Source organism: Burkholderia sp. Nafp2/4-1b (assembly GCF_003635165.1).
Lineage (GTDB): Bacteria > Pseudomonadota > Gammaproteobacteria > Burkholderiales > Burkholderiaceae > Burkholderia.
Genome location: NZ_ML058610.1, coordinates 307,704 through 320,321, shown reverse-complemented (window position 1 = coordinate 320,321; position 12,618 = coordinate 307,704). Strand labels below are relative to the sequence as shown.

General features: G+C 68.0%; 12 protein-coding genes. 4 read left to right on the top strand and 8 right to left on the bottom strand.

Features of this window, described 5'->3' with window-relative positions:
- Window positions 1-9: 9 nt before the first annotated feature.
- Genes C7H84_RS21630 through C7H84_RS21610 form a run of 5 tightly spaced genes read right to left on the bottom strand, consistent with a single transcriptional unit; the run spans window position 10 to window position 5,437 of the window.
- Window positions 10-1,116 carry a glycosyltransferase gene (locus C7H84_RS21630; protein ID WP_121860688.1) on the bottom strand — a complete coding sequence of 369 codons (1,107 nt, stop codon included), beginning with the start codon at window positions 1,114-1,116 and terminating at the stop codon, window positions 10-12.
- A gap of 27 nt (window positions 1,117-1,143) precedes the next feature.
- The gene (gene galE, locus C7H84_RS21625; protein WP_121860687.1) at window positions 1,144-2,166 is read right to left on the bottom strand and encodes a UDP-glucose 4-epimerase GalE; all 1,023 of its coding nucleotides are present in this window, start codon (window positions 2,164-2,166) and stop codon (window positions 1,144-1,146) included.
- A 13-nt stretch (window positions 2,167-2,179) separates the two neighbouring features.
- Window positions 2,180-3,316: a glycosyltransferase family 4 protein gene (locus tag C7H84_RS21620; RefSeq protein WP_121860686.1), complete on the bottom strand. Its 1,137-nt coding sequence runs from the start codon at window positions 3,314-3,316 to the stop codon at window positions 2,180-2,182.
- A 43-nt stretch (window positions 3,317-3,359) separates the two neighbouring features.
- On the bottom strand, window positions 3,360-4,184 hold the full coding sequence (locus tag C7H84_RS21615) for a glycosyltransferase (protein WP_121860685.1): 825 nt from the start codon (window positions 4,182-4,184) through the stop codon (window positions 3,360-3,362).
- Window positions 4,181-5,437 (bottom strand): oligosaccharide flippase family protein, encoded by a 1,257-nt coding sequence (locus C7H84_RS21610; protein WP_121860684.1) that lies wholly within the window; start codon window positions 5,435-5,437, stop codon window positions 4,181-4,183. Before C7H84_RS21610 ends, C7H84_RS21615 begins: the two co-directional genes overlap by 4 nt.
- A gap of 242 nt (window positions 5,438-5,679) precedes the next feature.
- Between C7H84_RS21610 and C7H84_RS21600 the strand changes: the two genes are divergently transcribed.
- The 4 genes from C7H84_RS21600 to waaA all read left to right on the top strand — a co-directional run bounded on the left by C7H84_RS21600 (window position 5,680) and on the right by waaA (window position 10,588).
- A complete protein-coding gene (locus C7H84_RS21600) occupies window positions 5,680-7,074 on the top strand; it encodes a phosphomannomutase/phosphoglucomutase (protein WP_121860682.1) in 1,395 nt (464 codons plus the stop codon).
- Window positions 7,075-7,217: 143 nt separating this feature from the next.
- On the top strand, window positions 7,218-8,246 hold the full coding sequence (gene waaC, locus C7H84_RS21595; protein ID WP_346428391.1) for a lipopolysaccharide heptosyltransferase I: 1,029 nt from the start codon (window positions 7,218-7,220) through the stop codon (window positions 8,244-8,246).
- 61 nt (window positions 8,247-8,307) lie between these two features.
- Window positions 8,308-9,192, top strand: coding sequence for a Kdo hydroxylase family protein (locus C7H84_RS21590; protein WP_121860680.1), 885 nt, complete (start codon window positions 8,308-8,310; stop codon window positions 9,190-9,192).
- Between the two features lie 37 nt (window positions 9,193-9,229).
- Window positions 9,230-10,588 (top strand): lipid IV(A) 3-deoxy-D-manno-octulosonic acid transferase, encoded by a 1,359-nt coding sequence (waaA, locus tag C7H84_RS21585; RefSeq protein ID WP_121860679.1) that lies wholly within the window; start codon window positions 9,230-9,232, stop codon window positions 10,586-10,588.
- Window positions 10,589-10,647: 59 nt separating this feature from the next.
- On the opposite strand, the gene ureG is transcribed toward waaA, so the two are convergent.
- The 3 genes from ureG to ureE are packed head-to-tail and all read right to left on the bottom strand — an operon-like array spanning window position 10,648 to window position 12,605.
- Entirely contained in the window at window positions 10,648-11,295 is a 648-nt protein-coding gene (gene ureG / locus C7H84_RS21580; RefSeq protein WP_121860678.1) for an urease accessory protein UreG, read from the bottom strand.
- Between the two features lie 16 nt (window positions 11,296-11,311).
- On the bottom strand, window positions 11,312-11,992 hold the full coding sequence (locus C7H84_RS21575) for an urease accessory protein UreF (protein ID WP_121860719.1): 681 nt from the start codon (window positions 11,990-11,992) through the stop codon (window positions 11,312-11,314).
- Window positions 11,979-12,605 carry an urease accessory protein UreE gene (gene ureE, locus C7H84_RS21570; RefSeq protein ID WP_121860677.1) on the bottom strand — a complete coding sequence of 209 codons (627 nt, stop codon included), beginning with the start codon at window positions 12,603-12,605 and terminating at the stop codon, window positions 11,979-11,981. Before ureE ends, C7H84_RS21575 begins: the two co-directional genes overlap by 14 nt.
- Window positions 12,606-12,618: the final 13 nt, after the last annotated feature.

Genomic DNA, 12,618 nt, shown 5'->3' with positions numbered 1-12,618 from the left:
ACCGCGCGCTCAATGTCCGCGCTTCTCCTTCCTCACCACCATCCACCGCGGCACCCTGAACCTGACGATGCTGAGATAAAGCCACACATAAGTCAGCGCGAACAGCACCACAAAAACGAACAGATGCACGGTATGCCGCCAGAACAGCGTCGCGGGAATCACAGCAACGAGGCACAGCAGCCAGAGATAAGGTGAGGTAAGCGAATTCCGCCGCGTGAGATCGTGCGCATGCTTCGTCCCGACGGCCCAGCGCATCAGCCGCTTGTACACCAGCATGTGCAGATGCACGCCATCCGGAATCCCCGGCGACATCCCGCGGATGAACTTCTTCCGGTAGATCGAGAAACACGTCTCGAAGATCGGATACATGAACAGCAGCACCGGATACCACGCCGACACCTCGCGATTGCGCATCACGAGCATGATCGCGAGTTCCGCAAGCATGAAGCCGATGAAATACGCGCCGCCGTCGCCGAGGAAGATCAACCCGGCCGGGAAATTCCACAGGAAGAAGCCGAGCACGGCGCCCATCATGATGATCGACGCGGACATCACGACCGGGTCGTTGACGTGAAACGCAACGTACGCGAGCGACGCGAACATCATGAAGCTGACCATCGACGCGAGCCCGTTGAAGCCGTCGATGATGTTGATGGCGTTGGCCAGTGCCGCGACCGCGAGCACGGTGATGAACGCCGAGATGGCCACGTAGCCGAGCAGGAAATCGAGCGGCGGCACGCTGATGCGCTTGACCGCGATGCCCAGCAGCCAGAACGCCAGCGCGGCGGCGCCCATCGTGCAGAGCAGCCGCGCGCGCGGCGACACGCGCTTGGTCAGGTCCTCGACGAGGCCGGACAGGAACGCCGGCATCCCGCACGCGACGATCCCGAGAATGCTGCCGGCGATCGTCGGGTAGCGCCGCGACACGAGCAGCGCGGCAATCACGACGCCCGCGAGGATCCCGATGCCCCCGACGCGCGGCACCGGCCGCACATGGAATTTCTGCACGCCGGCCAAGTCGCTGTCGACCGAGAATTTCTCGTGCAGATGCGCATAGCGCACGATGAACAAGGTGACGAGCAGGGAAACGATGAAGCCGGACGCGAAGCTGAGCATGGGATCGCTCGAAAAATGGACAGCGGATTATACAAAACCGCGGGGGTTCCCCTCCTGCCATTTCCAGTGGTCCGCGCACATCTCGTCGATTCCGAGCGTCGCGCGCCAGCCGATCAGGTCGGCGGCGGCCTGCGGATTCGCATAGCACTCGGCGATGTCGCCCGGCCGGCGCGCGACGAGTTCGTACGGCACCGGGCGGCCCGACGCCTTCTCGAACGCACGCACGACTTCGAGCACGCTGTAGCCCTGGCCGGTGCCGAGGTTCACGACGAAGCTCGCATCGCGCTTCGTGAGCGCGTCGAGCGCGGCGATGTGCCCCTTCGCGAGATCGACGACGTGGATGTAGTCGCGCACGCCGGTGCCGTCGGGCGTCGGGTAGTCGGAGCCGAACACGCGCAGCTTCTCGAGCTTGCCGACCGCGACCTGCGCGACGTACGGCATCAGATTGTTCGGGATGCCGGCCGGATCCTCGCCGATCAGCCCGCTCGCATGCGCGCCGACCGGGTTGAAATAGCGCAGCGTCGCGATCCGCCACGACGGGTCCGATACCTCGAGATCGCGCAGCACCTGCTCGGCGATCAGCTTCGACTGGCCGTACGGGTTGGTCGCGGACAGCGGGAACGATTCGTCGATCGGCGAGCGCTCCGGCACGCCGTACACGGTCGCCGACGAGCTGAACACGAACTGGCGGACGTTGCGCTCGCGCATGATCTTGAGCACGGAGAGCAGGCCGCCGAGGTTGTTCTGGTAGTACTCGAGCGGCTTCGCGACCGATTCGCCGACCGCCTTGAGCGCCGCGAAATGGATCGTGCCGGTAATCGGGTGCGCGTCGAACACCTTTGCAAGGGCGGCTTCGTCGCACACGTCGACCTGATGCAAAGCCGGTGTCTTGCCGGTAATGCGCTCGATCCGGCGCACGGATTCGGCCTTGCTGTTGACGAGGTTGTCGACGATCACGACATCGTAGCCGTTGTCGAGCAGCTCGACGGCGGTATGCGAGCCGATGTAGCCCGCACCGCCGGTAACGAGGATGGTGCCTTTAGCGGTCATGCTGTGCGCTCCTTCAGAGTGTGAAGCCGGTCAATGTCTGGATGGTCTGCCGGTAACGGTCGACGACCTGCTGCTCGTCGAATTCCGCGGTGACCTTGCGACGCCCGCGCGCGCCCATCGCGTCGCGCCCGGCGGTGCCGATCTCGATCATGCGGATCAACTGCTCGGCGAGGCTCGCGCTGTCGCGCACGCGGCACAGCAAGCCGGTTTCGCCGTCGGCGACGACGTCGCGGCAGCCCGGCACGTCGGTCGCGACGATCGGGCGGCCCATCGCCGACGCTTCCATCAGCGTGCGCGGCACGCCTTCGCGGTACGACGGCAGCACGACGCAATCGGCCGCCGCGATGTGCGGGCGCACGTCATGCGCTTCGCCGAGATATTCGACGACGCCTTCGCCGACCCACGCGTCGACGTCCGCGCGGCCGATCGCGCTCGGGTTGTCGACGCCGAGCGGGCCGAGCAGCTGGAAGCGCGCGTCCGGGTAGCGGGCACGCACGACGCGCGCGGCCTCGACGTATTCGCGCACGCCCTTGTCCCACAGCAGCCGGCCGATCAGGATGAACACCGGGCCATTGCCGGCAGGCAGCGGCACCGGCGCGAACTGTTCGAGATCGACGCCTTCGCCGTGCAGCAGCCGCGCGCGCTCGGGGTGCGCGAGCAGCTGCTCGTCGGTGAAGGTCGCGAGATCGTCGCGGTTCAGGAACCACACCTCACGCGGGAAGCGGAACGCGAACCGGTACAGGCGCTTCGCGACGCTCGCTGCGCGGCTCTTCTGGATGAACACGTATCCGAGCCCGGTCGTGACTGCGATCGACGGCACGCGCGCGAGCCATGCGGCGACGGACCCGTAGATGTTCGGCTTGATCGTGTAATGAAACACGAGATCGGGCTTCAGCGCACGGTAATGGCGCACCAGCGCGGCGAGCGTGCCGAGATCCTCGCGCGGGCTCGTGCCTTTCGACGCGACGGCCAGCGCGACATAGCGGCAGCCCATCTGCTCGAGCAGCGGCACCGTGCGGTCGTGCGGTGCGATCACGACGACCTCGGCGCCGCGCGCGACGAGCGCACGGATCAGCCCGTGGCGGTACGTGTAGATCGCCCAGGCCGTGTTGCAGACGAGCGCGATGCGCAGCGAGGAGGTAGCAGGCATGAAAAAAAGAAAAAAATAAAGCGTCGAAAATGCCGAATGCGGGTCAGGCGGACGGCCGTGCCGCGAACAGCGTCTGCTTGAGCCGCTGCAGCGTACGGTACGGCGTCACGAAATGCAGCAGGTTCTTGGCGAGGCCGGCCCAGTCGTACGGGTTCAGCACGTTGAAGTGACGCAGCAGCAGCGACAGCGTCGAAATCAGCTGGCGGCGGCGCTTGGTCGCGCTGATCCCGCCCTCGTTGAGCTCGTAATAGAGGCCGAGCTCGGGCAGGTTCGCGCAATCGTAGCGTTCCATTAACCGTAAAAAAAGATCGAGATCCTCGGCCGCCCGGTACTTCGCGCGGTAGTTGCCGACTTCGCGCACCGCGTCGATGCGCAGCATGACCGACGGATGCACGAGCGGCGAGCGCAGGAAGCGCGTGCGGCGCAACGCACGCGGGTCGGCCGGCGGCGTCAGCATGAAGCGCGGCTCGCCGGCGCGCGACACGACCTGGGTCCACATGCCGACGCAGGCCACGCGCGGATGGCCGTCGAGATACGCGCGCTCCTTCGCGAGGCGTCGCGGCGCGGCGAGATCGCCGGCGTCGATCCGCGCCGCATAGCGGAAGCCGCGCGCCGCGAGCGCGTCGATGCCGGCCTCGAGCGCGCGCTCGATGCCGCCGTTCTTCGGCATGCGCAGCACCTCGATCGCGAGGCCAGGCAGGTCGGGCGCGACGATCGGCGGCGTGCTGCCGTCGTCGACGATCAGCACGTGCACCGGCGCGTCCTCGCGAAACGACGCGAGGGTACGGACGACATCGTCGTGTCCGTTGTAGGCCGGCATCAGCACGGCCACGTCGTCGAGCGGAGTCGGGCAATCGGGAGGCGTCATGGGCGCAGCTTGAAACGAATGTAATAAAAATTAACGGCGGCGGCGGCGAGATAGCCGGCCGCGAGCCCGACGAGCGCGCCGTACAGGCCGAGCCGGGGAATGGCGAACACGTTGACGAGCGCGGCGATCGCGAGCGCGAGCACCCATTTCGCCAGCAACACGAATTTTGCTTGATATTTGAGAACGATAAGATTGCCTATCGCCTCGATGCCGGCCGGCACGGACAGCCAGACGGCCCAGCGGAAGATGTCGACCGACGCCTCGTAGCCGTGGCCGAACACCTTGCCGACGATCAGCGGGGCGGCCGCGTCCAGTACCAGCGCGCCGGCGGTCATCAGGCCGGCGGTCATCGCGATCAGCCGGACGATGTTGCGGCGCAGCCGTGCGACGTCCTGCACGCGGTACACGAACGCGGGCGCGATGGTCTGCGCGAGCATCAGCGCGAGCGTGATCCAGTTCTCGTTGAGCTGCTGGGCCGCCGCGTAGCGGCCGAGGTCCGCGAACGACACGTGACGCTCGAGCATCAGGCGGTCGAGCTTCAGGAACAGGTACATGCAGATCAGCCCGAGCCAGAACACGGTGCCGGCGGTCGCAAAATGCCGGAACAGCGGCTTGTCGAACGTCCAGCCGAGCGCGCCGCCGTTACGATGGCGGTAGTAGAGCAGCAGTGCGAAGCCGATCGCGGCGGCCTCCAGCGCCCACAGCCATGCGAAGCGGGCAGGGCCGGCGGCCGCGCGCACCAGCAGCCAGACGAGCAGCGCCTTCGCGAGCGCGGTGAGCATGCTGGTAACGAGCTGCGGCTTGCTGTAGGTCATGCTCTGCAGCCACGCGTTGATCACGCCGACGAACGGCTCGCGGAACACCATCGTGACCGCGAGGCCCGCGAGCATCGCGCCGACGAGCGGATCGAACGCGCCGGCGCCGATCGCGATCCAGGTCGCGACGAGCGCGAGCACGGACACGCCGATCCGCAGCACGAACGCGCTGCCGAGCACGGCGCCGAGTTGCGCGGGCGGGCGCTGGACGATGGTCGGAACCAGGATTTCGGCGCCGCACACCCACGTGAGCGGTGCCAGTACGAGGAGCAGCGTATTCGCATACTGCCATTTGCCGAACACGTCCGGCCCGAAATATCGGGCCAGAAGACCGCTGATCGCGATCGCGACGCCGATCTGCGTGAGCCGTTCGAGCCCCAGCCAGACGAGATTCGCGACGGCCTTCGCGACGTCGGGGTTGCCGAATCGCTTCAGCATGCGGGGCAGCCGCGCGCGAGCGAGGCGGCCGGCAGGGCGCCCGAAGGCGGCGGGTTGGCGGCGGCGGAACGGCTAGGCATTAAAATGGACAGAATGCGCGTCATCAAAACCCGCGATTATAAGTGGGATCGGGGTCGCTCCAGCCGCCCCGTTCCTCGTTGCACCGGGCCCGCAGGTATGATGCCGGGCACGCGCGACAGGCGACCAGATCAATTTCCATGCACGCAACCGAGAGAGAATCGATGATCTCCCAATCCATCTTCAAGGCATATGACATTCGCGGTGTGGTCGGCAAGACGCTCGACGCCGACACGGCGCGCGGGATCGGCCGGGCATTCGGCAGCGAAGTGCGCGCACAGGGCGGCGACGCGGTCGTCGTCGCGCGCGACGGCCGCCTGTCGGGGCCCGAGCTCATTGGCGCACTCGCCGATGGCCTGCGTGCGGCAGGCGTCGACGTCGTCGACGTCGGCATGGTCCCCACGCCGGTCGGCTATTTCGCGGCGAGCGTGCCGCTCGCGCTGAAGGGCGGCGAGCGCCGCATCGATTCGTGCATCGTCGTCACCGGCAGCCACAACCCGCCCGACTACAACGGCTTCAAGATGGTGCTGCGCGGCGCGGCGATCTACGGCGAGCAGATCCAGGCGCTGTACCGCCGCATCGTCGACGAGCGCTATGAAACGGGCAGCGGCTCGTTCGAAGAGTTCGACGTCGCGGACCAGTACATCGAGCGCATCGTCGGCGACATCAAGCTCGCGCGTCCGCTGAAGCTCGTCGTCGACGCCGGTAACGGCGTCGCCGGCCCGCTCGCGACGCGCCTGTTCAAGGCACTCGGCTGCGAACTCGTCGAGCGCTTCACCGACATCGACGGCACGTTCCCGAACCACCATCCGGATCCCGCGCACCCGGAAAACCTGCAGGATGTGATCCAGGCGCTGAAGGACACCGACGCCGAACTCGGCTTCGCGTTCGACGGCGACGGCGACCGCCTGGGCGTCGTCACGAAAGACGGCCAGATCATCTACCCGGACCGCCAGCTGATGCTGTTCGCGGAAGAAGTGCTGTCGCGCAACCCGGGCGCGCAGATCATCTACGACGTGAAGTGCACGCGCCATCTCGCGCAGTGGGTGAAGGCGAAGGGCGGCGAGCCGCTGATGTGGAAGACGGGCCATTCGCTGGTCAAGGCGAAGCTGCGCGAGACGGGCGCACCGCTCGCGGGCGAGATGAGCGGCCACGTGTTCTTCAAGGATCGCTGGTACGGCTTCGACGACGGCCTCTACACCGGCGCGCGCCTGCTCGAGATCCTCGCGAAGACGGCCGATCCGAGCGCGCTGCTCAACGGTCTGCCGGACGCGATGAGCACGCCCGAACTGCAGCTCTGGCTCGACGAAGGCGAGAACTTCCGCCTGATCGAGAAGCTGCAGAAGGAAGCGAAGTTCGACGGCGCCGACGAAGTCGTGACAATCGACGGCCTGCGCGTCGAATACCCGGACGGCTTCGGTCTCGCGCGTTCGTCGAACACGACGCCGGTCGTCGTGATGCGCTTCGAAGCTGAGACGAAGGAAGGGCTCGCACGGATCCAGGCGGACTTCCGCCGCGTGCTGACGGCCGCGAAGCCGGACGTCAAGCTGCCGTTCTGAACGCAGGCGGCCCGCGGGCCGCCGCCGGCGCGACGACGGTCGAACCATCGTCGCGCCCTCCCCGAAAAGCGGCGCACGCGGAGGCGTGCGGCCGCTTTTTGCCTGTGTGGTCCCCCGGGCGCGATAAAATCGCGTCTTTATGCCTGTCGCCGGCCGTCCGCCGGCGTTTTTTCAGCGTGCAAAAGATTCTGATCGTGCGCGTGTCGTCGCTGGGCGACGTCGTGCACAACATGCCAGTGATCGCCGATATCCGGCGCCGCCACCCCGACGCGCAGATCGACTGGCTCGTCGAGGAGAGCTTCGTCGACCTCGTGCGGCTCGTCGACGGCGTGCGCGACGTGCTGCCGTTCTCGTTGCGCCGCTGGCGCAAGAAGCTGCTCTCGGGCGCGACGTGGCGCGAGATCCGTGCGTTCCGCAAGCGCCTCGCGGCGCAGCGGTACGACCTCGTGATCGACTGCCAGGGGCTCATCAAGACGGCCTGGGTCGCGAGCTGGGCGCACGGCCCGCTCGCCGGCCTCGGCAATCGCACCGACGGCGCGGGCTACGAATGGCCGGTGCGCTTCTTCTATCGCAAGCGTGTGCCGATCGCACCGCGCACGCACGTTGTCGAGCGGTCGCGCCAGCTCGTCGCGGCCGCGCTGGGTGACCCGGCGCCGACGCCGGCCGATCCGGTCGACTTCGGCCTCGACACGCGTGCAGCCGCGCTCGCGGTCGCCGCGCTCGGGCTGAACCTGCCGGTGCCGTACGTGGTGTTCGTGCACGCGACGTCGCGTGCCGACAAGCAGTGGCCGGACGCCGCATGGATCGAGCTCGGCCAGGCGCTCGTGCGGCGCGGCGTGTCGCTCGTGCTGCCGTGGGGCAACGATGCGGAGCGCGCGACCAGCGAGCGGCTCGCGAAGGAATTCGGCGCGGCCGCGATCGTGCCGCCGAAGCTGTCGCTGCCGGCGGTCGTCGGCCTGATCGACGGCGCGGCCGCGACGGTCGGGGTTGATACAGGTCTGGTTCACATCGCGGCCGCGCTGAAGCGTCCGACGGTCGAACTGTACAATTTCGCGACGGCCTGGCGGACCGGCGGCTACTGGTCGCCGAACGTCGTCAATCTCGGCACGGCGGGGCAGCCGCCGTCGATCGCGCAGGTAAAGGCGGCGCTCGCGGGCTTCGGCCTGCTCTGATGCCTGCCATGTCCGTCAAGCCCGTCCTGCCTATGCTGCCTGTCACGCACGCGAACCGATCATGAGCGAATCCCAGATCATCGAAGTCCCGTCCGCCGACTGGAGCGGACACAACCTGTCGGCGCCGCGCGAGCAGCTGCTGGCCGCGGTCGAGGAAGGCAAGGTGCTGTATTTCCCGCACCTGCGCTTTGCGATCGAAGGCGGCGAGGAAGCGCTGCTCGATCCGGCGCTCGCCGATCCGAAACGCAAGAACATCAGCCTCGCGCCGAACGGCGGCGCGCTCGCCGGCGTGCTCGGCGACAGCGTCACGCAGTCGGCCGTGCGCGCACTGGTCGCGCGCTTCCAGCAGCAGGCCGGCACGCTCGTCGACGGCCTGTTCCCCGAATACCGTGGCAAGCTGCGCGTCGCGCCGACGAGCCTGCGGCTGATGCAGGTCGAGACGCGCCAGACGTCGTGGCGCAAGGACGACAGCCGGCTGCACGTCGACGCGTTCCCGTCGCGGCCGAACTACGGCGAGCGGATCCTGCGCGTGTTCACGAACGTGAACCCGGCCGGCCAGCCGCGCGTGTGGCGCGTCGGCGAGCCGTTCGAGGACGTCGCGAAGCGTTTCCTGCCGAAGATCCGGCCGCAGTTGCCGGGCTCGGCGTGGCTGCTGAACCTGCTGCACGTGACGAAGTCGCCGCGCAGCGCGTACGACCACCTGATGCTGAACCTGCACGACGGGATGAAGGCCGATCTCGACTATCAGAAGACTTGTCCGCAGCAGACGATGCCGTTTCCGCCGGGCAGCGTGTGGATATGTTTCTCCGATCAGACTTCGCATGCTGTGATGTCCGGCCAGTTCATGCTCGAGCAGACCTTCTTCCTGCCGGTCGACGCGATGGTGCGCCGCGAATGCGCGCCGCTCGGGATTCTCGAACGCCTGACCGGCCGGGCGCTGGTTTGAGCGCGCATCTGTTTCGACGCAAGACGGGGGCTGCCTCATGCTGAGGGCGATTTATCGCGCGCTCTGGTGGCTCGTCGCGCCGATCGCGGTGATCCGGCTCCTCGTGCGCTCGCGCAAGGAGCGCAGCTATCGCGAGCACATCGGCGAACGCTTCGGCCACGTCGCGGGCCGCTCGCCGGACGATCGCGCGCCGCTGATCTGGGTACACGCGGTGTCGGTCGGCGAGACGCGCGCCGCGCAGCCGCTGATCGATGCGCTGATGCGTGCGCGTCCCGATGCGCGCATCCTGCTCACGCACATGACGCCGAGCGGCCGCGCGACCGGCGAGCAGATCTTCGGCGAGCGCGTGCTGCGCTGCTACCTGCCGTACGACATGCCGGGTGCGGTGCGGCGCTTCCTGCACGCATGGCGGCCGACGCTCGGCCTCGTGATGGAAACCGAGGTGTGGCCGACGCTGATCGACGAATGCCGCCGTGCTGACGTGCCGCTCGTGCTGACCAACGCGCGGATGTCCGCGCGCTCGCATCGGCGCGCGGCGAAGTTCGGCGCGGCGACGCGCGACGTGTTCGGCGGCTTCTCGCGCGTGCTCGCGCAGAGCCCGGCCGACGCGGAGCGGCTGACGTCGCTCGGCGCGCGCAACGTGACGGTGCTCGGCAACCTGAAGTTCGACATGACGACGCCGCCTGAGTTGGCCGCGCGCGGCCATGCGTGGCGCGACGCGATCGGCACGCGGCCCGTGTGGGTTGCTGCGAGCACGCGCGAGAACGAGGAGGCGCTGGTGCTGCAGGCGTTCGCCGAGATGAAGACGCCCGATGCGCTGCTGATTCTCGTGCCGCGTCATCCGCAGCGCTTCGCGGAAGTCGAGGCGCTGGTGGCGCGCAATGGGCTCAAGTGCGTGCGGCGTTCGGCGTGGGGCGCGAGCGCCGCAGCACTCGCGGCCGGGCGGCCGGCGGCGGCAGAACCATTGCCGCGCGACGTGACGGTGCTGCTCGGCGATTCGATGGGCGAGCTCGGCGCGTACTACGCGGCGAGCGACGTCGCGTTCATCGGCGGGAGCCTGCTGCCGCTCGGCGGGCAGAACCTGATCGAGGCGTGTGCGGTCGGCGTGCCGGTGCTGATCGGGCCGCACGTGTTCAATTTCACGCAGGCGACCGCCGATGCGGTCGCGGCCGGTGCGGCGCTGCAGGTTGCCGATCCGCTGGATCTCGCGCACGTGCTCGACGCGTTGTTCGCGGATCATGCGCGGCGCGTGGCGATGGGCGCGGCCGGTGCGGCGTTCGCGTCGCGTCATCGTGGCGCGACCGCGCGCTCGGTCGATGTGCTCGCGGCGTTGTTGCCGCCGGTGGAGCGCGGTAACGGCGTGATGCCGGACGCAGCCGACGCATCGGACGATTGAGCGGGCGGCGCAAGCCGCCCTGACGCAGGCGAGGCGGCAACGTGCCGCTTCGCCGCTGCTCACACCGTCAACAACCCCTTCTTCTCGATGAACGCGACAACGTCCGCGACGCCTTCGAGCGCCTTCAGGTTCGTCATCACATAAGGCCGCTCGCCGCGCATCTTCTTCGTGTCGGACGCCATCACATCAAGGTTCGCGCCGACGAGCGGCGCGAGATCCGTCTTGTTGATCACGAGCAGGTCGGACTTCGTGATGCCGGGGCCGCCTTTGCGCGGAATCTTCTCGCCGCCGGCGACGTCGATCACGTAGATCGTCAGGTCCGACAGCTCGGGGCTGAACGTGGCCGCGAGATTGTCGCCGCCCGATTCGATGAACACGATGTCGGCATCCGGAAAGCGCGACAGCATCCGGTCGACGGCCTCGAGATTGATCGACGCATCCTCGCGGATCGCCGTGTGCGGGCAGCCGCCCGTCTCGACGCCCATGATGCGTTCCTCGGGTAGCGCGCCCGCGACCGTCAGCAGGCGCTGATCTTCCTTCGTATAGATGTCGTTCGTGATCGCGACGAGGTCGTAGCGCTCGCGCATCGCCTTGCACAGCATTTCGAGCAGCGTGGTCTTGCCGGAGCCGACCGGGCCGCCGATGCCGACGCGCAGCGGCGGCAGTTTCTTCGTGCGGCGGGCGGAGGAGGGGACAGGTGCGTTCATGGTCGGACGAAGAGGTTCAGGAGCGGAACAACCGCGAATACTGGGTTTCGTGCCGCGCGGACAGGATGCCGAGCTGCGGTGCGAACGTGTTGATGGCGTCGGGGGGCGTCGCGAGCGCGCGGCGCACGGCCGCGTCGATCGCGCCGCGCAACGCGACGATGATGCGCTGGCCGGCGAGCTGGCCGAGCGGTACCGCTTTGAGCGCGGCCGACGTCTGGTTCTCGACCCAGCCGAATGCGTAGGCGGCAAGCGTCGCATCGGCGCCGGCATCGTGTGCGGCGGCCGCGTAGGCGAATGCGGTCGGCAGCGCAATCGGTGTGAGCGATGCGAGCGTCGCGCGGCGGCCGGCGTCGCCCCATTCGAGCGACGCGCACAGTTGCGCGAGCGACCAGCCCATCTGCTCGGTCTCGCGGCGCAGCTCAGCCGATTCGCGGCTCGCGACGAACCATGCGTTCTCGCGAGCCAGCGCGTCGGCGTCGTTCGCCTGCCAGCGCGCGAGCTGGTGTGCGAGGAACGGCAGCTCGCCGTGCGCGAGCACATCGGTCAGGCCGCTTGCGATCCAGTCGCGCGCGGTGTCGGCATCGCGGACCAGGTTCGCGTCGAGCGCGGCTTCGAGGCCCTGCGAATAGCTGAATGCGCCGATCGGCAATGCGGGCGACGCGAGATGCAGCAGCGCGACGAGTTCAGTTGTGGTCATGACCGTGGTGGCCGTGCGTGCAGCCGGGACCATGCTGATGATCGTGATCGTGATCGTGATCGTGATCGTGATCGTGATCGTGCGAGTGCGAGTGGCCGTGGTGTTCGCCGAACACCTGCTGCGCGAGCGCGTAGTCCTCGGCGAACGTCGCATCGTGCCCGTGCTTGTGGCCGCCGCCGTACGCACCGGCTTCCGGCTGGAACGGTGCGCTCGTTTCGTCGACCTGCGTGCCGAGCCGGCGCAGCATGTCCGCGAGCACCGGATCGGCTTCGAGTTTCAGGTAGCCGTCGCCGATCTCGACCGGTGTGTGACGATTGCCGAGGTGGTACGCGGCGCGCATCAGCGTGAGCGAATCGGCGGCACGCACGCGCAGCACCGTTTCGGGCGCGGCGACGATGCGCACCAGCGCGCCGTCGTCGGCGACGAGCACGTCGCCGTCGCGCAGCACGGTGCCGCGCGGCAGCAGGACCGCGACGTCCTCGCCGGTGTCGAGCGTCGCCGCGAGGCGGCTCTTGCAGCGGGCGTCATAGGCGAGCGTGAGCGTCGGCGCGCGCGCGACGAGCGACGCGGCCAGCTTCACGTTCGGGGCAATGCGTTTGTCGAGGGTGCGCATGGAGCGAAAAACC